Here is a 22,285-nt window from a genome sequence, read left to right on the forward strand (position 1 = left end):
ATATTTGATTTATGCCAAACTCAAAACTTTATAAAGGTAGTTTAACCACTATAATCTTAAAGCTATTAAGCGAACAAGAAAAAATGTATGGTTATGAGATTACCCAAAAGGTAAAAGAATTAACCAAAGGTGAATTAAATATTACCGAAGGTGCGCTTTACCCCTCGTTGCATAAGCTTGAGGCCAACGGTTTGCTTGAAGTTGAGGTTGTAAAAGTAGATAATAGATTGAGAAAATATTATAAACTAACCAATAACGGAACCAAAGAAACGGTAAATAAGCTCGAAGAATTGCAGAGTTATTTAAAAACCATGCAGAGTTTAATAGGTAAGCTAGCTTAATTTTATTCAATGAAAATAACTGAACAACAAATACAAGAACTTTACAAATTTACAGCGCAACATTACGTTGAGTTTTACGATGTACAAACCGAACTTGTAGATCATTTAGCAAACGGTATTGAAGCATTATGGCAAGAAAAACCAGAATTAAAATTTGAAGAAGCTTTGCATATTGAATTTAAAAAGTTTGGCGTTTTTGGTTTTTCAGATGTGGTAGAGCAGAAATATAATGCACTGTCTAAGCACTACCGTAAACAAGTTTATAAATACACCAAACAATACTTTAAACTCCCTAAAATTATACTAACCTTATTTAGTATGTGGGCTTTGTTTAAACTTTTAACAGTAGTTGAAAACAAAAACTATATTGTTATCCCATTAATTGCTTTTTTGTTTGCTTTTCAAATGTGGTATTTAATTTTTGAACGAAGAAAACGAAAAAACATTAAACAATTCACAGGGAAAAATTGGCTTTTTCAAAGAATAACCACCGAGTTGGGTGGATTGGTACATTGTGTCAATTTTATATTATATGTGCCTGACTTATTTTTTATAGATGGCCCATGGTCTTTATGGTATCAAATTGTATTTTCAATAGGAACTGTACTCTATATATTAATGTTATATGTTGGCGTAAATATTGTATCACCTAAATTACGCATGGAGGCGCAAAACCAATTCCCGCAATTTAAATTTATTTAGTTGTAACATTTTAACTAAATTTCATACAAATAATTATCAATTATTAAATCACTCAATTTACATGAAAAAATTACTATTACTTTGTTTATTTGTTATAGGATTAACTACCCAAATGCAAGCTCAAGATGATGCTTTTAAAACTGAAACCATCGAATTTATAAAACTTACAGGAGCTGGTTCTGCTTTCGAAAATGCTATTGGCCAAATTGGAGCCATGGTGCCCGAAGCCAAAAAAAAAGGTTATAGGCAAGAAGCTCTAGGAACTTTAGATGGACTTTATGGTAAAATGGCCGATTTATACATGAAAGAATTCACACAAAGCGAGATTAAAGAATTAGTTGCATTTTATAACACCGATTTAGGTAAAAAATTAGCCGAAAAACAATTAGGATTAACCCAACAAGCCATGATGCTAGGTCAATCTTGGGGTATTGAGGTTCAAGGAATCGCTCAAAAACACATGTAATGCATGGTTAGCCAGTTTTTAAAACTAGAATGGAAATCTCTTTACAGATCTGCTAGCTTTGGTAAATCCATAGGTATTAAAATATTTATGGGTTTATTCGCCTTGTATTTTATTGTTATGTTTTTGGGAGCTGGCTTGGTGCTTTATCCGGGTTTAAAAAAGGAATTTCCAGACCAAGAACCTATTTATATTTTAAATAATGTTCTTTTTTACTGGATTTTAATCGATTTAGTATTTCGGTTTTTCTTTCAAAAACTACCTGTTATGGTGGTAAAACCATTATTAATCTTACCTGTAAAGCGCAGTAAGGTGGTTAATTATGTTCTACGAAAATCGGCATTATCGTTTTTTAACTTTTTGCCTTTATTCGCCATTGTTCCTTTTGGAATAACATTGTTAGTTAAAAATTATCCTGTCGTGTCGGTTTTAAGCTGGATGCTTGCCGTTGTTTTAACCACTTTAATAATCAATTTTTTAAATTTTATTATTGAAAGTTTTTCAGCCGAAACCGAATTTTCTTTTTTACCAGTTGTTATTTTTACAGGTGGTTTGTATGCTTTAAACCATTTCGATTTAGTGTCTTTTAATACCATTGTTGGTGCTGGTTTTAATGCGGTTTACGAAAACCCTATTTATGTTCTAGCGCCTTTATTAATTTTGGTTGGCTTATACATTTACAATGGGAAACTATTAAAGCAAAAACTTTTCTTAGATAGTGGACTAAAAACAAAAGTTAAAGAAGTTAAGGCTTCAAACTTAGAATGGACAAAGAATTTTGGAGACATAGCGCCATTTTTAAGGCTCGATTTAAAACTTATTTGGCGAAATAAGCGTACAAAATCATCCGTTTGGATGCTGGCCATGGGTTTGCTTTATGGCTTGGTTTTTTATCCGAATCCACAGTTTAAAAACTTTGAAGGTATTTATGTTTTCGTTGGAATATTTTCAACGGGTATTTTCTTAATTAATTTCGGGCAATTCATTCCAGCTTGGGACAGTGCATATTACAAACTATTAATGAGTCAGAATTTAAAATACGAGCAATATTTAAAGTCTAAATTCACATTAATGGCAATTAGCGTAGGTGTTTTGTTTTTACTTGGTATTCCGTATGTTTTTTTTGGTTGGAAAATTTTAGTAGCTCATTTTGCCGCTGCCATTTATAATGTTGGCGTTAATACGCATGTTATTTTATTGGGCGGTTCGTTTAACCGCAAAAAAATAGATTTATCGCAAAAAGCCGCCTTTAATTATCAAGGTACTGGTGCTGTGCAATGGTTAATTGGCATCCCGTTATTGTTGCTGCCAATGGGTATATTTTCTCTAGCTTTTTTTACAATAGGTTTCGAGGTTGCCTGTGCTATAATTGCTGTTTTAGGCATTATTGGTGTTGTGTTTCATAAGCAATTCATGAAAGCTATTACAGCCAAATATTTACAATCGAAGTATAAAATGATTGATGCTTTCGATCAAGACAACTAATACATTTAAAGAATGATATCTACTATTAATTTATCAAAAAAATACGGCGGAAAACAAGTTTTAAATGTTGAAGCTTTAGATATTCCTAAAGGACAAAGTTTTGGACTAGTAGGAAATAATGGTGCTGGTAAAACCACCTATTTTAGTCTGTTGTTAGATTTAATAAAGCCAACCACAGGCCATATTATAAACAACAAAGTTAAGGTTAACGAAAGCGAAAACTGGAAACCATTTACTTCGGCATTTATAGATGAAAGCTTTTTAATAGGTTACCTAACGCCCGAAGAATATTTCTATTTTATTGGCGAATTACGCGGACAAAACAAAGCCGATGTTGATGCCTTGGTAAGTCAATTTGAAGATTTTTTCCATGGTGAAATATTAGGTCAAAAAAAGTACTTGCGCGATTTAAGCAAAGGAAACCAAAAAAAGGCGGGAATTGTTGCTGCTTTAATTGGAAATCCTGAGGTTGTTATTTTAGATGAACCTTTTGCAAACCTCGATCCCACAACACAAATTAGGTTAAAAGCAATTGTAAAAGATTTAGCCGAAACAAAAGGTGTTACCGTGTTAATTTCTAGTCACGATTTATTACATGTTACTGATGTTTGCGAGCGCATTGTAGTTTTAGAAAAAGGAGAAATTGTAAAAGATTTAGAAACTAGCGAAGCTACATTAAAAGAACTTGAAGCCCATTTTACAAACTAGAATTTCGTGTAAAAGTAATGGCTTTATCTAGCTAAATTCAAAAAGATGCTTATTTTTACCGTTAAATATAATAATGGCAAGCCTTTAAAGTTATTATTATGGTAAAATATGAACCTTGTTTAGTAAATCGTTAAAATACATATTCGTTTTTAGTATCGTTTTTTTTGTGGCTAGTTGCTCCAGAAAAAAAGATAAATTTTTAAGCAGAAATTTTCATGCGGTTACGGCCGAATATAACATACTTTACAACGGACAAATTGCTTTCACCGAAGGCCGAAATGCTCTAAACGATGCTTATTTCGATAATTATTGGGAAGTTTTACCTATTGAGCGCATGCAGGTTTTCGACGAAATTGTGCTGCCTGGGCAATCTAAAAACGAGCAGTTTACGCGTGCCGAAGAAAAAGCGGTAAAAGCCATACAAAAACACAGCATGAATATTGGCGGAAAAGAAAAAAATCCGCAAATAGATGAAGCTTATCTGCTTTTAGGTAAAGCGCGTTATTTCGACCAACGTTTTATTCCTGCGCTAGAGGCTTTCAACTACATACTTTATAAATATCCAGCTAGCGATAAAATTAATCAAGCTAAAGTTTGGCGCGAAAAAACCAATATTCGTTTAGATAATAACGAGTTGGCTATTAAAAATTTAAAGCGTCTGTTAAAGCAGGAAGAAATTGAAGGTCAAGATTTAGCCGATGCTACATCAATAATGGCTCAAGCCTATTTAAATCTTAAGGTTGTAGATACGGCAATAACCTTGCTAGAAGTTGCTTCAAATGCTACAAAAAGTAGCGACGAGCGTGGTAGATATCGATTTATTCAAGGGCAATTATACAATCAGTTAGAAATAAAAGATAGCGCCAATTACGCTTTCGATCGAGTTATAGAGCTTAACCGTCGTATTCCAAGAATTTATTTAATTTCGGCTTATCTAGAAAAAATAAAAAACTTCGATTACGAAAACGGAAACAAAATTGAAGCACAAGAATTACTTACTAAACTTGAAGAAAACCGTGAAAATCGTCCGTTTTTAGATAAAATTTATCACCAAATTGGCACCTTTCATTTAAAAAATAATAAAGATTCTTTAGCCGTAGTTTATTATAATAAATCTTTACGAGCTAACTCCATTGACAAAGTTTTAAAAGCCAAAACATACGAGATTTTAGGCGATATGAATTTTGATGAGACTATTTATGCCGAAGCAGGTAAATATTATGATAGCACCATGCTAAATCAAAAACTTAACTCGAAACCTTATCGGGTTATGAAACGTAAACGCGATAATTTAGACGATGTTATTCAATATGAAGCTATTGCTAAGGCTAACGACAGTATTTTAACCTTAATAAGTCTGCCAGAATCATTGCGATTGTCTTATTTTGAGCGTTATATAGAAGATTTAAAAGTTAAAGACGAAGCCGAACAAGCATTGGCAGAAGCGCAAGCTGAAGCAGAAACCAATACGGCTACCAATAATTTAGGAATTAAAAATTCTAATGCGCCACGTACAGGTTTTGGGCCGCCAGTTAGTTTCCAGCAAGGGCAAGCGGCATTGTTTTATTTTTATAACCCAACAACATTGGCTTATGGTAAAAATGAGTTTGTAAAAGTTTGGGGTAATCGTCCGTTAGAAGATAATTGGCGATGGTCGACAAAAATTTCTAGTATTTCGGAGGTTTCAAACACTTCAGAAAACAATGTTGAAGCTTTAGCAACCGAAAATGTACGTTACAACCCTGAGTTTTATTTATCTCAAATACCTTCAACCGAAAAAGAAATCGATAGTATTAAAAAAGATAGAAATTTTGCTTACTATCAACTTGGTTTAATTTATAAAGAACGATTTAAGGAATACGAATTATCGAAAAATAGATTTTTAAATTTACTAGATAGCCAACCGGAAGAACGTTTTATTTTACCATCAAAATATAACCTTTATAAGTTGTATGAATTGTTAGGAGAAGAAAGTGAAGCTGCAAAATTAAAAGTAGATATTATTTCGAGTTTTCCAGATTCGCGTTACGCAAAAATATTAACCAATCCAGATGCGGTATCTGAAAAAGATGAAAACAGTCCGGAAAATATTTATGCGGCACTTTTTGCGAAACACGAGAATCAGGAATATGCCGAGGTTATTAAATCGACCGAAGCGTTTATAAACGATTACGAAGGTGATGTACTGGTGCCAAAATTCGCGTTGTTAAGGGCAACAGCAATGGGAAGATTATATGGTTACGACGCCTATAAAGAAGCGATAAATAATGTGGCACTAACTTATGCCAATACACCCGAAGGAAAACAAGCGCAGCATATTGAAACTAATGTTTTACCGCAACTCGCAAATGCTAATTTTGCTGCAACTGGCAATGGTGATACAAGCGATAATTATAAGGTAGTATATCAATTTAATAGTAACAATCCAGAAAAAATAACAGCATTTAAAACAACTTTAGATGAGGTTTTAGAGCATGTTAGGTATTACCGTTTAACAGCATCTGTTGATGTTTACGATACAGAAACAACATTTGTAGTGGTGCATGGTATAAAATCGGAAACCGTAGCAAAAACCTTTACGCAATTGTTTAACGACGAAGATCAAGAAAAAATAAAAGAACCATTTATTGCGGTTTCTTCAACGAATTATCAAATAATACAAGTGCATAAATATTTAAATGTATTTTTAAACCTAAACAACAATTAAAACCTAACAGGTTATGTTTTCAGATAATAAAAAAGAACGACACATGGCAGATACAAGCTCAAGCCAAAATATTATTGCTAAAGGCACTAAATTGGTTGGCGATATTAATAGTGAAGGCGATTTTAGAATTGATGGCACTATTGAAGGTAATGTAAACACAAAAGGCAAAATAGTTTTAGGTAAAACAGGAGCGATAACAGGTACTTTAAATGGTACCGATGCTTATTTTGAAGGTGATTTTTCGGGTAAATTAACACTATCTGGTACCTTAACTTTAAAAGCTTCTGCAAATGTAGAAGGCGAAGTTGTAGCAGGAAAACTAGCTGTAGAACCAGGCGCGACTTTTAATGTGTCTTGTAGTATGCAAGGTGCGGTAAAACAAGTTGGAAAAAGTGACAGAAAAACCGCAAAAGCAGTTTAATAAATACATTAGGTTTACAACCATGGCTCTACAAATGGGTGTCACCATTTACTTAGGTAGCTTGCTTGGGGAATGGCTCGATGTTAAATTTAATAACACCAACCAGCTGTATTATAAAATTGTAACACTTTTAGCTGTTTTTTTAGCGATGTATGTTATTATTAGGCAGGTTTTAAACATTACCAATAAAAACGATTAAATTTGATTAAACGCATACTTGTTTTTACGCTAGTTGTAATTGGCGTATTGTTTTCATCCTATTTTTTGCACGATTATTTAATTACAACAACACTTTCATTTAAATTATGGCAAGTATATGTATTTCATGCTATTGCCGCATTTTTAGTGTATTTGTGTGTGGAAATTACAGCCGATAAACTACCAAATCAGGCTGGTTATGCCTATTTAATGCTTATGTTTTTTAAAATTGGTGCCTTTGTTTTAATTTTTCAAGAATCGGTATTTGCTAAAGAAAGTTTGCTTAAAGTAGAATCGGTTGCCTTAGTTATACCATTATTCTTATTTTTAATTATTGAAGCTATTGCTGTAGCGCGTCTTCTTAACAGCAAATAAACTAGGTGTTTAAGCAAAATAAATACAATATTGAAGTGTTAAATAAAACTAAACAAAAAAAGGCCTTGGTTTTTTAAATTATTGTTTACATTTGCACAAAATTTTACAAAGCCTAAATGTTATTATTTAGAAAAGAAATTATGATAGCAAAACAATCTATCAAGTTTTTAGTCGTATTGTTTACATTAACAGCTTCATTTGCAGTATTTGCTAATGGAGGCGACCATGAAAACCAACACACTAAAGGAAACCAAGTTGATACTCCAGAAGAAATTAAGGGGTATATTGAACATCACTTAAAAGATTCTCACGATTTTCATTTTTATACAGATAATGCAACCGGTTCGCATGTAAGTTTTCCGTTGCCTGTAATTGTTTGGACAAGCGAAGGGTTAAGAACTTTTATGTCTTCAGAATTTCATCATGATGATGCTGGACACGTTGTTGTAGAGAAAGATGGTGTACACTTAACTAAAATCCACAGTAAAATTTACGAATTAGAAGCTGGTGCTCACGAAGTAGAATTCGACGATCATCACCATGCAACAAACGCTCACAAGGTTTTAGATTTTTCTATTACCAAAAGTGTTTTTGGTATGTTGCTAGCAGCGCTTTTAATGTTTTTAGGGTTTGGTGCATTAGCTAGAGGTTATAAAAACGGAAAAACGATTCCAACTGGAGTAGGTCGTGTTTTAGAGCCATTAGTAATTTATGTGCGCGACGAAATTGCAAAGCCAAATATTGGCGAGAAAAAATATAGAAAATTCATGGGCTTTTTGTTAACCGTGTTTTTCTTTATTTGGATATTAAACTTATTAGGATTAACGCCACTTGGCTTTAACGTAACAGGGCAAATAGCAGTAACGGTATGTTTGGCTATTTTTACCATGTTAATTTATATGTTTAGCGGTAGTAAAGATTTTTGGGCGCATACGTTATGGATGCCAGGTGTACCAGTAATATTACGTCCTATTTTAGCAGTAATCGAGTTGGTTGGTTTTATTTTAATTAAGCCATTCTCTTTATTAGTGCGTTTATTTGCAAACATGACGGCAGGTCACTTTGTGGTAATGAGCTTAATTGCTTTAATGATTACCATGAAAGAAGCCTTTGGTCCTGTTGCATCAACAGGAATGTCGTTGGTGTTAGCATTATTTATATCGGTTATCGAAATATTGGTAGCCTTTTTACAAGCGTTTATTTTTACGATGTTATCATCGTTATTTATAGGGATGGCTGTTGAAGAACACGAGCATCACTAAATATAAATTTGTTTAATTAATATATTTAAAATCAATTAGTATGTACAATTTAATTGGAGCAGGATTAATCGTAATCGGTGGAGGTATCGGTTTAGGTCAAATTGGTGGTAAAGCAATGGAAGGTATTGCTCGTCAACCAGAAGCAGCTGGAAAAATCCAAACTGCGATGATCATCATCGGTGCATTATTAGAAGGTTTAGCTTTCGGTGCATTAATCTTAGGAAAATAATATTTCCGCATTAAAAACAAAAAACCAGAATACCTGTAACGGTTGGTTGCAGGTTCTGGTTTTTAAAACAATTAAACAATAAATAACCCATTTAATAAAAAAACATGGATCAGTTATTAAACGATTTTTCACCAGGTTTGTTTTTCATGCAAGCCATCATTTTAATAATTTTAATATTATTAATGCGCAAATTTGCATGGAAACCTATTTTGAATTCTTTACAAGATCGCGAAGATGGTATTAAAAATGCATTAGAATCGGCTGAAAATGCGAAGTTAGAAATGCAAAATCTTCAAGCAGATAACGACAGATTGTTAAAAGAAGCAAGAGCAGAACGCGAAACGATGCTTAAAGAAGCGCGCGAACTTAAAGATAAAATGATTGAAGATGCTAAAACTGAAGCTCAAGAGCAAGCAAATAAAATGATTGCTCAAGCACAAGCATCAATTGAAAGCGAAAAAAATGCGGCCATGGCAGAACTTAAAAGTCAAGTAGCTGGTATTTCTTTAGAAATTGCAGAGAAAGTAGTACGTACAGAATTATCTAACAAAGACAAACAATTACAATTGGTTGAAACAATGTTAGATGAAAAATCATTAAACTAATAAAGCATGTCTGGATCAAGAGCAGCCATACGTTATGCTAAGGCCGTGTTTAGTTTAGCAACAGATCAAAATACAACCGAGGTTGTAAATAACGATATGAAGCTAATTGCAAACACCATAGCAGAAAGCAAAGACTTAAGTGATATGCTTGAAAGTCCAGTAATAACTTCGGCCGTAAAAAAATCGGTATTAAACGAAGTTTTTAAAGGCACAGACAAATCAACTTTAAGTTTAATAAATACATTAATAAGTAATAAACGAATTAATATTTTAAATCAAGTTGCAGAAAAATACAATGCGTTATTTGATGCTTCAAAAGGTGTAGAATTAGCAACAGTAACCACAGTTGTGCCCATTACACCAGCAATTGAGGAAAAAGTATTAGCAAAAGCTAAGGAGCTTACTGGTAAAACAGTTGTAATAAAAAACGTTATTGATGAGACTATATTAGGAGGTTTTATTTTACGAATTGGCGATATACAATACAACGCAAGCGTAGCAAACCAACTTAATAAACTAAAACAAGAATTTACATTGAATTAAAAAACGTTTTGTAACATTAAGCATAGTCGAAATGTTTCAAAGCGACATTTAAACATAAACAAAAGATGGCAGAAGTAAAACCAGCTGAAATATCAGCAATCTTAAAACAACAACTATCAGGTTTCGAAGCAAGTGCTTCGTTAGATGAGGTAGGAACTGTATTAACTGTAGGTGATGGTATTGTACGTGCTTACGGATTATCGAACGCACAATATGGCGAGTTAGTAGAATTTGAAGGCGGCTTAGAAGGTATCGTTTTAAACCTTGAAGCAGATAACGTAGGTATTGTATTATTAGGTGCTTCAAAAGCAGTTAAAGAAGGTTCTACAGTAAAAAGAAAAGGTGTAATTGCTTCTATTAATGTTGGTGAAGGTATTGTTGGCCGTGTGGTTGATACTTTAGGAAACCCAATTGATGGTAAAGGCCCAATTGCTGGACAAACTTACCAAATGCCATTAGAGCGTAAAGCGCCTGGTGTTATTTATCGTGAGCCTGTAACCGAGCCATTACAAACGGGTATTAAGTCTATCGATGCTATGATTCCTGTAGGTCGTGGACAACGTGAGCTTGTTATTGGTGACCGTCAAACTGGTAAAACAACAGTTTGTATCGATACCATCTTAAATCAAAAAGAATTTTACGATGCTGGTGAGCCAGTATATTGTATATATGTTGCTGTTGGGCAAAAAGCTTCAACAGTAGCAAACATTGCAAAAACTTTAGAAGATAAAGGTGCTTTAGCCTATACTACTATTGTTGCGGCAAATGCATCAGATCCTGCTCCAATGCAAGTTTACGCGCCAATGGCGGGTGCTGCAATTGGTGAGTATTTTAGAGATACTGGTCGTCCTGCTTTAATTATTTACGATGATTTATCGAAGCAAGCAGTAGCATACCGTGAGGTATCTTTATTATTACGTCGTCCACCAGGACGTGAGGCGTATCCAGGTGACGTTTTCTACTTACACTCGCGTTTATTAGAGCGTTCGGCGAAAGTAATTAACGATGACAATATCGCTAAAGAAATGAACGATTTACCAGAAAGCCTTAAACCAATAGTAAAAGGTGGTGGTTCGTTAACAGCTTTACCAATTATTGAAACACAAGCGGGAGACGTTTCGGCATATATTCCAACAAACGTAATTTCTATTACCGATGGACAAATATTCTTAGAGTCAGATTTATTTAACTCTGGTGTTCGTCCTGCAATTAACGTAGGTATTTCGGTATCTCGTGTTGGTGGTAATGCGCAAATAAAATCAATGAAAAAAGTATCGGGTACGTTAAAATTAGACCAAGCACAGTTCCGTGAGTTAGAAGCTTTCGCGAAGTTTGGTTCAGATTTAGATGCCGCTACTTTAAATGTAATTGAAAAAGGTAAACGTAACGTTGAAATCTTAAAGCAAGCACAAAACGACCCGTTTACAGTTGAAGATCAAGTTGCAATTATTTATGCAGGATCTAAAAACTTATTAAAAGACGTTCCTGTAAATAAAGTAAAAGAATTTGAAGCAAATTATATCGAGTTCTTAAATGCTAAACACAGAGATGTTTTAGATACATTAAAGTCTGGTAAATTAACAGACGAAGTAACCGATACTTTAGTAGCCGTAGCAAAAGAATTATCGGCTAAATATATAGCTTAAACCATTATAATGTCATCCCGAACTTGTTTCGGGATCTCATAATTTTTTAAAAAGATTCTGAAATAAACTCAGAATGACAAATAGGAAAAAATGGCAAACTTAAAAGAAATACGTAATAGAATATCAACGGTATCTTCAACCATGCAGATTACCAGTGCCATGAAAATGGTATCGGCTGCAAAGTTAAAGAAAGCTCAAGATGCTATTACTGCAATGCGTCCATATGCAGATAAATTAACAGAGTTGTTACAAACGTTAAGTGCGACGTTAAATGATGATTCTGGAAGTATTTATGCGACGCAACGCGAAGTAAAAAAGGTTTTAATAGTTGCGATTACTTCTAACAGAGGTTTAGCTGGTGCTTTTAACTCGAACATTATAAAAGCAGTTAACAGACTTACCGAAGAAACGTATGCCAACCAAGAGGTGTCTTACGTAGCAATTGGTAAAAAAGCTAACGATGCGTTTAAAAAAACGAACAAAGTTATTGCCGATAACAGTACTGTTTTCGATGATTTAACTTTTAATAATGTGGCTGCAATTGCAGAAGATTTAATGGAGAAGTTTGTTGCTGGAGATTTCGATAAAATTGAAATTGTATACAACAAATTTAAAAACGCGGCAACACAAATTGTAATGACCGAGCAGTTTTTACCATTAGTACCAGTTGAAGGTGAAGCTAATGCGAATACAGATTATATTTTTGAACCATCAAAAACTGAAATCGTAGAAGAACTAATTCCTAAGTCGTTAAAAATTCATTTGTATAAAGGTATTCGCGATTCATTTGCATCAGAACACGGTGCTCGTATGACGGCAATGCATAAAGCAACAGATAACGCAACAGAACTTAGAGATCAGCTTAAATTAACTTATAATAAAGCACGTCAAGCTGCTATTACTAACGAAATTCTTGAAATTGTTGGTGGTGCAGAAGCTTTAAATAATTAATATATTTGATGCTCGATTTTTTGAAGCAGACAACATAAATTGAAAAGCCTCACTTTTAGTGAGGTTTTTTTATGGATATATTTTATAACTAAACCAGATATTTAAAGCGAACTTAGCAATATCCAACAATCTACTTTTGGCTAAAGCAAATTAAAAGGTTATTTTTAACCAACTAGAAATATTCAATAATTGAGCGGATTAAAAACACTATTTAAGCAAACATTTATTTACGGTTTGGCAACTGTTTTACCCAGAATGTTGAGCTTTTTATTAGTACGATTACATACCGACGAAAGTGTTTTAAAATCGGTGGCCGATTACGGCGATGTTTCACTTGTTTTTTCTTATTTCGTACTGTTTAATGTTATTCTTGCTTATGGCATGGAAACCGCATTTTTCAGGTTTTATAATAAAGATGATAATAAAGAAGAGGTTGTTGGTACTTCAGCTATTTCGTTAGTAATATCATCTTTTCTATTTTTTGGGTTAGCTTTCATTTTTAAAAAACAAATTTCTGTTTTAACCGATATAAAAGAAGCTTACATAAATCTAGTTATTTGGATTTTGCTTCTCGATGCACTTGTTATCATTCCGTTTGCTTGGTTACGTGCCAATGCGAGACCAATAAAATATGCGATTATAAAAATTTTAAACGTTGTAATTAACTTAGGATTAAATCTGTTTTTATTATTATGGTTGAAAGATTTGGCAAATGGCAATGCTATTTTTGATAGTATTTATAAACCAAACTTCGAGATTAATTACATATTTATAGCCAATTTAGTGGCAAGCGCAGTGACAATATTATTCATGTTGCCGTTTTATTTTAAAATAAAATACAGCTTCAATAAAACCCTTTGGAAACAAATGATGCAATATGCATTTCCGGTGCTTATTGCTGGTGTTGCTTTTTCAATAAATGAAACTTTCGATAGAATTTTACTCGATAAATTATTACCAGAAAACATTGCCAAAACCGAAATTGGTATGTATTCGGCATGTTATAAATTGGCGTTGTTTATGACTTTGTTTGCAACTGCTTATCGATTAGGAATAGAACCCTTCTTTTTTAGTCATGCAAAAACTGAAAATCCTCAAAAAAACTACGCTAGAATTTTAGAATATTTTGTAATATTTGGTTCTGTAATTTTGTTAGCCGTTGTGGTTTTTGCCGATGTTTTAAAGGTTATTTTTATAGGCGACGAAGCTTATTGGCAAGCCATGTGGATTGTGCCTATAATATTATTGGCAAATTTCTGTTTAGGTATTTATCACAATTTATCGGTTTGGTACAAAATAACCGACAGAACAAAATTTGGAGCTTACATTTCGGTTTTTGGAGCCTTACTCACATTAGTGTTAAACTTTTGGTTAATTCCTATTATGAGCTACAAAGGTTCGGCAATTGCTACGTTAACAGCCTATGCAAGTATGATGTTGGCGTCCTATTTTTTTGGGAAGAAATATTACCCAATTCCATATAACGTAAAAAAAATAAGCGTGTATTTGTTTGGGTCGGTTTTGTTTTCTGTTATATCGTTTTACCAATTTAGAGGTAATTATTTTGTAGGGATATCAATGTTAATTGTATTTTTGATAATCGTTTACGTTTCAGAAAAAAAGACAATAAAGAGTTTAATTAACAAATAAAAGCCGCTTCCCTTTGGGAAGACGGAAAATAGGCTTATGAAAATAAAAATAGTAAACAAATCCAACCACGAATTGCCACATTACGAAACCATGGCATCTGCAGGAATGGATTTACGAGCAAATTTATCCGAATCACGTATTTTAAAACCGTTAGAGCGCACCATTGTTGGTACAGGTTTATACATGGAGCTTCCTGTTGGTTTCGAAGCTCAGGTACGCCCTAGAAGCGGTTTAGCGGCAAAGAAAGGCATAACTGTACTAAACGCCCCAGGAACTATCGATGCCGATTATAGAGGCGAAATAGGTGTAATTTTGGTAAATTTATCCAATGAAAATTTCGAAATTAACAACGGCGAGCGCATTGCGCAATTAGTAATTGCAAAACACGACCGCGCCGAGTGGGAAACTGTAGAACAGCTCTCTGAAACCGCTAGAGGTGAAGGTGGTTTTGGAAGCACTGGAGTAAAATAGCATTTGTAAATTGTTATTAAACTTTTAGCTATTTGTTGTAATAATATAAAGTTAAATTAAAGACACCCGCTTTCGCGGGCATGAAATATGAAAATTATAGTCCCAATGGCTGGTCGAGGTTCTCGATTACGCCCACATAGTTTAACCGTACCTAAACCACTCATTCCTGTAGCAGGAAAACCTATTGTTCATCGCTTGGTAAGTGATATTGCCAAAGTATTACAACAACCTATAGAAGAAGTTGCCTTTGTTTTAGGTGATGCGGCTTGGTTTGGCGATGATGTAGTGCAAAGTTTAACCGAATTAGCCAGTAGTTTGGGTGCTAAAGCCTCCATTTATCGTCAAGATAAACCATTAGGAACAGGGCATGCCATAATGTGTGCCAAACAATCGCTCTCTGGCTCAGCGGTTATTGCTTACGCCGACACGTTGATTCGTGCAGAGTTCGATTTAGACCCGGATGCAGATGGCGTAATTTGGACCAAGGAAGTTGAAAATCCTCAAGCATATGGTGTTGTTAAGCTAAATAAAAATAAAGAAATTATAGAATTGGTTGAAAAACCAAAAGATTTTGTTAGCAATGAAGCTGTAATTGGTATTTATTATTTTAAAGATATAGAAATTTTAAAAAATAAATTACAAGAAGTTTTAGATGAAAACGTTATGAATGGAGGCGAATACCAAATTAACGATGGAATTAAACGAATGATGACAGATGGAAAGGTTTTTAAAACAGGAAAGGTAGACGAGTGGATGGACTGTGGAAATAAAGAAATAACAGTAGAAACCAATGGTAAAATGTTAGGATTTCTGGCGACTGATGCAGAAGAAATACTTGTTGATGCATCAGTTATACTTGAGAATTCAGAAATTATAGAACCTTGTTTTATTGGTGAAAATGTGGTGCTAAAAAACACAACTGTTGGACCAAATGTGTCTATTGGTAGAGGTTGTGTCTTTGAAAACACAACCATAAAAAATAGTTTAATTCAAACTGAAACCACCATAAAAAATGCTAATTTAGATAATGCCATGATTGGTAATCACGTAAAATATGATGGTAATTTTACTAGTATAAGCATTGGAGATTATTCTGTGTTGGAGTAAGTAAGATTTTTTCTTAAGTTAAGGTTGCGATAAATGCAATTGAAGTGTTTTTGGTAGAATTTCAAAACTATGAAACAAAACATCTACATATTAATTTTCCTTTTCGGAATTGTTTTAATTCCTAGGTTGTCCTTTGCTCAAAATGACGATTTAGGCGATAACGACGATAAGTTTCAAGAGTTATTTTACGAAGCATTAAAGCAAAAAGGTATAGAAAATTACGACCGTTCGGCCGAGGCCCTTTTAGCATGTATTGAAATAGATAAATCGGTGCCCGTTTTATATTTCGAATTAGGTAAAAATTACATGCAACTTAAAAATTTTGGTGCTGCTGAAGATGCTTTGAAAGAAGCGGTTAGTAAAGATCCTAATAACGAATGGTATCTTGACGAGTTGTATGGCTATTACGCGTCGCAAAACGATTATAAAAATGCCATAAAAACGGTAAAACAATTAGTGAAATATCATCCTGATTACGAAGAAGATTTGGCTTCACTATATCTGAAATCTGAAAGATTTGATGAGGCCTTAGAAGTGTTAGATCAAATGGATGCGAAACATGGAGTTTCGGTATCACGGGATTTAATGCGAAATAGAATTTATAAAATAACCGGACGGAAAAAAGATCAAATTAAAAACTTACAAGATAGGGTAGATAATAATCCTCAAAAAGAATCGAATTACTTGGCGCTAATCTTCCGCTACAGCGAAAACAATGAAAAAGAAAAAGCTTTTGCAACAGCTAAAGAGTTATTAAAAATGAATCCGGAATCGCAATTGGTTCATTTGGCGCTTTATAAGTTTTATTTAGATGAAAACGATGCTGAAAATGCTATTGAATCGATGAAAATAGTTGTTAAAAGTACCGAAATTAAGCCTGAAGCAAAACTGAAAGTACTTACCGATTTTGTGCAATTTGTTAGCGATAACCCCGAATATGAACAAGATTTGGTTGAAGCTACCACTTTGGTAAGTAACACCAATAATAGCAAAACCTTAATTGAGTTGGGGCAATATCATTTATCTAAAAACGATAAAACGAAGGCTTTAGAGTATTTTGAAACAGCGCTTCAACTAGAGCCCGATAATTTTAATGTGTTGCGTACCGTAATGCTGTTATATATAGATTTAAAACAGTATAAATTAGCCCAAGAAAAAAGTAGTGCAGCTTTAGAAGAATATCCGTCACAGCCGTTATTTTATCTTGTAAATGGTGTTGCGCTAAACGAATTAAATACCCCAAAAAAAGCATTGGAATCTCTGGAAATGGGTTTAGATTTTATAATAGACGACACTAAAATGGAAGCCGATTTTTATAAACAATTAAGTAAAGCTTATACCTTGCTAAACAATACGCAAAAGGCTAAAACGTTTAATGATAAAGCGCAAAAATTAGAATCTTCAAATTAATGATAAAACATATCAAATACAGCTTTATTTTAGGGTTGGTTGTCTTTGTTTTTGGCTGTAAAACGGCTAAAACAGTTACAAATGGTGAAGCCAATTTAAATTTAAACACGAAGCAATTAATTAAGGAAAACGCAAAACGTGTAGCGACCTATAAAACGTTACAATCTAAATTAAAGTTAACCCTAACTCAAAAAGGAAAAACACAATCGTACACGGTTACTTACCGAAGTAAAATGGACGAAGTTATTTGGATAAACGCTCCTTTTTCGGTAATTCGAGCTATGATAACACCAGAAAAAGTAAGTTTTTATAATAAGCTAGATAACACTTATTTTGATGGCGATTATAATTATTTAAGTGATTTATTAGGTACAGAACTCGATTTTTATAAAGTGCAGAATTTACTTATTGGAGAAACTATTTATAATTTAAATACAAGTGATTATGAAGCCGAAGTTGCCGATGGAAATTATGTGGTAAAGCCAAAAGTACAACGTAACTTATTTGATATATTATTTTTAATCGATCCTAGTATCTTAAAGGTTAAATCGCAACGCATTTTGCAACCAGTAGAGCAAAGAGATTTACAAATTAATTACTTAAGTCATCAAAATATTAATAACCAAAGTTTACCTGAAGAAATAAAGGTAGTTGCTGTTGAAGAAAATGAAGAGTTAATTGTAAATTTGGAGTTTAAAAATGTTGTACTAAACGAAGATTTAAGATTTCCGTTTAAAATACCTTCTGGTTTTAAAGCCATAGAACTTTAATGGATTTTACTAAAAAATCATATTTTAAAAATGTTGTATTTACCCTTGTATTGGTAAGTACAATGGCATTTTCTCAAAACAATAAACAAAAAGAATTAGAAACACGTCGCCAAGAATTGCGCAACCAGATTGAGCAGTTAAATAAATTACGTGCCGATAATAAAACCAAAGAAAAATCGCAGTTAAGTTTAGTTGAAGGCGTTAATCATAAAATTAACGTGCTTTCAAACTTAATTAAAGTGACCAATCAACAAGCCAATTTATTAACTCGGGAAATAAACGATAATCAAAAAAAAATAACAAATTTACGTAAGGAATTAGCCGATTTAAAAGACGATTATGCCGCTATGGTGGTTAAGGCTTATAAAAGTAAAAACAAACAAAGCAGAATTATGTTTTTACTGTCTTCAAATAACTTTAAACAGGCTTACAAGCGCTTGCAATATATTCAGCAATACGCCGATCATCAAAAAAAACAGGGCGAAAGTATAAAAACTAAAACCTTAGAATTACAGGCAACAAACAAGAAGCTGCTAAATCAACAAAAAGAAAAAAACACGTTAATTGCCGAAAACCGACAAGTGCAAAAAACCTTGCAAGAAGACAGAAAGGAACATGAAGCCTTAATGCAATCTATACAAAAAAACCTATCGACTTATACAGCACAAATAAGGCAAAAACAACGCGAGGTAAACAGAATTGATGCCGAAATAGATAAAATAATTAAGGCTGCTATTGCAAAATCGAACACCAAAGCGGGTAAAAGTTCAAGTTCTAAAAGTTTTGCTTTAACACCTGAAGAAAAGGTATTAGCATCAAATTTTACATCCAATCGAGGGAAATTGCCATGGCCAGTAGATAATGGATACGTGAGTTTGGGTTATGGAACACAGCGCCACCCAATCGATAAAAGTTTAACCATTAAAAGTAATGGTGTTAGAATTACCACTCAAAAAGGTGCGCAAGTTAGAGCTATTTTTAATGGAGAAGTTAGTGAGATTTTAAAAATGCGAAACGTAAACCCAATTGTAATGATTAGGCATGGAAACTACCTAAGTATTTATAAAAATTTAAGTAAGGTTTATGTAAAAGTAGGCGATAAGGTTTCTACAAAGCAGGCCATTGGCGAGGTATTTACCAATCCTGGTAATGGCGAAACAATATTAAGTTTTATTATTTCTAAAGACAGTAATACACAAAACCCAGCAAGTTGGTTGTATAAAATGTAGTGTGTTTTTTAAGATAAATGAAATTTAATAAAATGTTGTTTGCCTTAATTTAATTTACACTGTTAAGTTCAAAAATACTTCTCGATACAAATTTGCTACCCCCGCTCTGCGTAAATTCACTCGAAGTGACAACATGAGTTTTATGTAATGAAGGCTTTATTTGAGTTACGCCGTCAGTTCGAGTGATTCTGAGGTACGAAGAATTGTATCGAGAACAAATAACTTGCTATAACTTTATTTTTTAATCAAACAACGCTTTTAATTCTGTCGCATCTTGCGGTTTTATTTTCCCAGCAAGAAGTAAACTAAGTTGTTTACGACGTAAAGCAGCGTCGTAGCGTTCTTTTTCGAGTTTCGTTTCTGGAATAACTTCAGGAATGGTAGTTGGCTTACCGGTTTCATCAACGGCTACAAAAGTGTAAATCGCTTGGTTTACTCTCGTTCGTTCACCAGATTGACGATCTTCTATCCAAACATCAATACATACTTCCATTGAGGTTCTAAAAGCACGTGATACTTTAGCTTCAACTGTAACAACACTACCTAGCGGAACTGCTTTTGTAAAGGCAACATGGTTTACAGAAGCCGTAACAGTAATGCGACGACTATGTCTACCTGCTGCTATGCTTGCAGCACGATCCATTCGAGCTAAAAGTTCGCCTCCAAAAAGGTTGTTTAATGCATTGGTTTCGCCTGGTAAAACGACATCGGTTAAAATGGTTTTTGATGCTTCTGGTGTTTTTGCCTCCATAGTAGATTATTATGATTTGGCAAAGGTAAAATTATTCTTGATTTTTTAAGTAAGAATCTAATTTAACTCCTTAACCAAAATCCAAGCATCTTGATTGTGAGTTTTTCTAATACTTTTTACGGCGGCTAAAGCTTCGCGCCCTGTTTTGTAAGTGCCATATACCACTTCGTGCAAGCCATATTTGTTCAAGCCAATTTTTCTAGCTTCGTAGCCAAGTGCTTTAAGCTCTTTAACTTTAGTGTCTCCGTTGGCTTCAACTCTAAATGCACCTGCAACAATGTGAAAATTTCCTAAGGTTTTCTCTGTTTTATTGATGTTTAACGTTATAGCTGGTAACGGGTTTAAATTAAAAGTTGCTTGCTGAATTTTTGTGTCTAATTGTTTTGTAGCCTCTTTTTGTGCCACTTGATTGTAAGCTTCAACTTCGTTAGCGTAGTAATTTGAGGCTATATAACCGCCAAGTGTTAAAGCTATTAACGCAATAGATGCATACTTTAAAAGAGGAGATGTTTTTCGCTTGTTATTTGTAACTGCAATTGGGACTACTTTTTCTATGGCTTCGACTTCTTCTTTATAAACTTCTCTATCAATTTTTCTAGAAGTAAACTGAGATAAGCCAAAAGCTTCAGTTAAATAATTTAAATGATAGGTAGGTTCAAATTGTAATTTGCCTTCTCCATTAAGAGAAATAGTTCCAATATTATTAAAAGTTAAAGTCTCACCTTGCGTTAAAAACGATTTTAAGTTTTTAACACGGTTTGCAACTTTTTGATTGGCCGTTTCAAAAGGTATTTTTTCTACATCGGCAATATAATGTGCTAACAAACCATCGTTATTTTGAATTTGCTCGTTAAACGACATAATTTTTTTTGGAGCAAAAAAGGTGTTCGACGCTTCATCGATTGTAGCCGATGCATTTTGAGTTAAAAATGAACCAAAATCTGGTACAGTAACGCACTCGTATCGGTACAATAAATCGCTTATGTAGGTTTCTAATTGCATAGTAACAAAGTTAAAATTTTTTATTTTCTCATAAAAATTTGCGTTACATTTTTTTAAGCCTGTTAAAATTAGCTTATTTTAGAAAAAATATACCTAATTTTCTTAATGAGTGAGCAAGATTTAATTTACACTTTAGCCTTACAAAACGTGCCTAATATTGGCGATATTATTGCTAAACGACTAATAAATCATTGTGGTTCGGCCGAAGCTGTTTTAAAAGAAAAGCCATCAAATCTTTTAAAAATTGATAGTATTGGAAGCATTACTATTAAACATTTACATGAACCATCACGCCTTTTGGAAGCCGAAAACGAACTTCGATTTATTAGAGAAAATAATATAAAGACGCTTTATTTTGAAGCTAATAATTATCCTAAAAAACTAAAACACTGTATCGATGGCCCAATTTTACTTTTTCAATCTGGGAATATAAGTCTGGAAAATCAGCGTATTATTAGTATTGTTGGAACGCGTAAAATAACCACTGCAGGTATTGCTTTTTGCCAAAATTTGGTTGAAACACTTGCTGTTTATAATCCTATTATTGTATCTGGGTTTGCTTATGGCACCGATATTACTGCTCACAAAGCCGCTATTAAAAACGAGTTGCAAACTATAGGCTGTTTAGCACATGGTTTAAACACAATTTACCCAAAAGTGCATAAAAAATACATGGTCGATGTAGAAAATAACGGGGGATTTTTAACCGATTTTTGGAGTACAGCTAAGTTCGATAGAAATAACTTTTTAAAACGAAACAGAGTAATAGCTGGTTTAAGCGAGGCAACAATAGTTATAGAATCGGCCGAAAAGGGAGGAAGTTTGGTTACTGCCGATATTGCTAACTCGTATAATCGTGATGTGTTTGCAGTTCCAGGACGAACTACAGATAGCCAAAGTGTAGGTTGTAATAATTTAATAAAGCAGCAAAAAGCGCATTTGTTAAGTACAGCTTTAGATGTGCCTTATATTTTAAATTGGCAACTCGAAGAAAAAGCACCTCCAACCATACAAAAGCAATTGTTTGTAGAACTTAATACCGAAGAAAAATCAATTTATAATTTCTTAAGAGATAATAATAAAGAGCAACTCGACACTATTGCTATAAATTGCAACTTACCAGTGTTTAAGGTAAGTAGTTTGTTATTAAATATGGAATTGAAAGGCGTTGTGCGCCCCTTGCCAGGGAAATTGTTTGAGGTTATTTAAAAAAAGTTCCGTTTTTTGTGTCACCCTGAACTTGTTTCAGGGTCTTATAA

The 22,285-nt window shown here is 33.5% G+C and carries 24 protein-coding genes; 22 read left to right on the top strand and 2 right to left on the bottom strand.

Translation table 11 applies throughout. From position 1 onward, the window contains the following. The first annotated feature begins 11 nt into the window (after positions 1–11). From PW52_RS03850 to PW52_RS03945, 21 genes are all read left to right on the top strand, one after another. The gene (locus PW52_RS03850; protein ID WP_044631594.1) at positions 12–341 is read left to right on the top strand and encodes a PadR family transcriptional regulator; all 330 of its coding nucleotides are present in this window, start codon (positions 12–14) and stop codon (positions 339–341) included. A 9-nt stretch (positions 342–350) separates the two neighbouring features. Next, entirely contained in the window at positions 351–1,043 is a 693-nt protein-coding gene (locus tag PW52_RS17035; protein ID WP_052823372.1) for a hypothetical protein, read from the top strand. Between the two features lie 61 nt (positions 1,044–1,104). Then, positions 1,105–1,509 (top strand): DUF2059 domain-containing protein, encoded by a 405-nt coding sequence (locus tag PW52_RS03860; protein ID WP_044631595.1) that lies wholly within the window; start codon positions 1,105–1,107, stop codon positions 1,507–1,509. A gap of 3 nt (positions 1,510–1,512) precedes the next feature. After that, positions 1,513–2,991, top strand: a complete 1,479-nt coding sequence (locus PW52_RS03865; RefSeq protein WP_044631596.1) for a DUF5687 family protein — start codon at positions 1,513–1,515, stop codon at positions 2,989–2,991. A 12-nt stretch (positions 2,992–3,003) separates the two neighbouring features. Continuing rightward, positions 3,004–3,699 carry an ABC transporter ATP-binding protein gene (locus tag PW52_RS03870; RefSeq protein WP_044631597.1) on the top strand — a complete coding sequence of 232 codons (696 nt, stop codon included), beginning with the start codon at positions 3,004–3,006 and terminating at the stop codon, positions 3,697–3,699. 115 nt (positions 3,700–3,814) lie between these two features. Continuing rightward, a complete protein-coding gene (porW, locus tag PW52_RS03875; RefSeq protein ID WP_240475144.1) occupies positions 3,815–6,406 on the top strand; it encodes a type IX secretion system periplasmic lipoprotein PorW/SprE in 2,592 nt (863 codons plus the stop codon). A gap of 13 nt (positions 6,407–6,419) precedes the next feature. Further along, positions 6,420–6,827 carry a bactofilin family protein gene (locus PW52_RS03880; protein WP_044631598.1) on the top strand — a complete coding sequence of 136 codons (408 nt, stop codon included), beginning with the start codon at positions 6,420–6,422 and terminating at the stop codon, positions 6,825–6,827. Continuing rightward, the gene (locus tag PW52_RS17325) at positions 6,799–7,026 is read left to right on the top strand and encodes an AtpZ/AtpI family protein (protein ID WP_240475145.1); all 228 of its coding nucleotides are present in this window, start codon (positions 6,799–6,801) and stop codon (positions 7,024–7,026) included. Before PW52_RS03880 ends, PW52_RS17325 begins: the two co-directional genes overlap by 29 nt. A gap of 2 nt (positions 7,027–7,028) precedes the next feature. Beyond that, on the top strand, positions 7,029–7,400 hold the full coding sequence (locus PW52_RS03885; RefSeq protein WP_082050827.1) for a DUF6168 family protein: 372 nt from the start codon (positions 7,029–7,031) through the stop codon (positions 7,398–7,400). A gap of 116 nt (positions 7,401–7,516) precedes the next feature. Then, positions 7,517–8,662: a F0F1 ATP synthase subunit A gene (atpB, locus tag PW52_RS03890; RefSeq protein ID WP_240475146.1), complete on the top strand. Its 1,146-nt coding sequence runs from the start codon at positions 7,517–7,519 to the stop codon at positions 8,660–8,662. Between the two features lie 40 nt (positions 8,663–8,702). Further along, on the top strand, positions 8,703–8,891 hold the full coding sequence (atpE, locus tag PW52_RS03895; protein ID WP_004569351.1) for an ATP synthase F0 subunit C: 189 nt from the start codon (positions 8,703–8,705) through the stop codon (positions 8,889–8,891). 104 nt (positions 8,892–8,995) lie between these two features. Next, positions 8,996–9,496 (top strand): F0F1 ATP synthase subunit B, encoded by a 501-nt coding sequence (locus PW52_RS03900; RefSeq protein ID WP_044631599.1) that lies wholly within the window; start codon positions 8,996–8,998, stop codon positions 9,494–9,496. 6 nt (positions 9,497–9,502) lie between these two features. Then, complete coding sequence (atpH, locus tag PW52_RS03905; protein WP_044631600.1) at positions 9,503–10,039, top strand: ATP synthase F1 subunit delta; 537 nt, start codon at positions 9,503–9,505, stop codon at positions 10,037–10,039. Positions 10,040–10,104: 65 nt separating this feature from the next. After that, entirely contained in the window at positions 10,105–11,685 is a 1,581-nt protein-coding gene (atpA, locus tag PW52_RS03910; protein WP_044631601.1) for a F0F1 ATP synthase subunit alpha, read from the top strand. A gap of 90 nt (positions 11,686–11,775) precedes the next feature. Continuing rightward, positions 11,776–12,636, top strand: a complete 861-nt coding sequence (gene atpG / locus PW52_RS03915; protein WP_044631602.1) for an ATP synthase F1 subunit gamma — start codon at positions 11,776–11,778, stop codon at positions 12,634–12,636. A gap of 189 nt (positions 12,637–12,825) precedes the next feature. Continuing rightward, the gene (locus PW52_RS03920; RefSeq protein WP_044631603.1) at positions 12,826–14,286 is read left to right on the top strand and encodes an oligosaccharide flippase family protein; all 1,461 of its coding nucleotides are present in this window, start codon (positions 12,826–12,828) and stop codon (positions 14,284–14,286) included. A gap of 36 nt (positions 14,287–14,322) precedes the next feature. Then, positions 14,323–14,757, top strand: a complete 435-nt coding sequence (dut, locus tag PW52_RS03925) for a dUTP diphosphatase (RefSeq protein WP_044631604.1) — start codon at positions 14,323–14,325, stop codon at positions 14,755–14,757. 87 nt (positions 14,758–14,844) lie between these two features. After that, on the top strand, positions 14,845–15,864 hold the full coding sequence (locus PW52_RS03930; RefSeq protein WP_044631605.1) for a sugar phosphate nucleotidyltransferase: 1,020 nt from the start codon (positions 14,845–14,847) through the stop codon (positions 15,862–15,864). Positions 15,865–15,933: 69 nt separating this feature from the next. Further along, complete coding sequence (locus PW52_RS03935; protein WP_044631606.1) at positions 15,934–17,274, top strand: tetratricopeptide repeat protein; 1,341 nt, start codon at positions 15,934–15,936, stop codon at positions 17,272–17,274. Next, positions 17,274–18,044 (top strand): DUF4292 domain-containing protein, encoded by a 771-nt coding sequence (locus tag PW52_RS03940; RefSeq protein WP_044631607.1) that lies wholly within the window; start codon positions 17,274–17,276, stop codon positions 18,042–18,044. Before PW52_RS03935 ends, PW52_RS03940 begins: the two co-directional genes overlap by 1 nt. Next, positions 18,044–19,273 (top strand): murein hydrolase activator EnvC family protein, encoded by a 1,230-nt coding sequence (locus tag PW52_RS03945; RefSeq protein WP_044631608.1) that lies wholly within the window; start codon positions 18,044–18,046, stop codon positions 19,271–19,273. The genes PW52_RS03940 and PW52_RS03945 overlap by 1 nt, the downstream gene beginning before the upstream one ends. Before the next feature lie 241 nt (positions 19,274–19,514). Here PW52_RS03945 and PW52_RS03950 read toward each other — a convergent pair whose 3' ends face one another. Both PW52_RS03950 and PW52_RS03955 read right to left on the bottom strand, forming a co-directional pair. Then, entirely contained in the window at positions 19,515–20,024 is a 510-nt protein-coding gene (locus PW52_RS03950) for an acyl-CoA thioesterase (RefSeq protein ID WP_044631609.1), read from the bottom strand. A 57-nt stretch (positions 20,025–20,081) separates the two neighbouring features. Continuing rightward, the gene (locus PW52_RS03955; RefSeq protein ID WP_044631610.1) at positions 20,082–21,026 is read right to left on the bottom strand and encodes an HU domain-containing protein; all 945 of its coding nucleotides are present in this window, start codon (positions 21,024–21,026) and stop codon (positions 20,082–20,084) included. Between the two features lie 105 nt (positions 21,027–21,131). On the opposite strand from PW52_RS03955, the gene dprA reads away from it, so the two are divergent. After that, positions 21,132–22,235, top strand: a complete 1,104-nt coding sequence (dprA, locus tag PW52_RS03960) for a DNA-processing protein DprA (protein WP_044631611.1) — start codon at positions 21,132–21,134, stop codon at positions 22,233–22,235. Positions 22,236–22,285 lie beyond the last annotated feature (50 nt).

Origin of the sequence: Neotamlana sedimentorum, assembly GCF_000943565.1 — a bacterium.
GTDB lineage: Bacteria > Bacteroidota > Bacteroidia > Flavobacteriales > Flavobacteriaceae > Neotamlana > Neotamlana sedimentorum.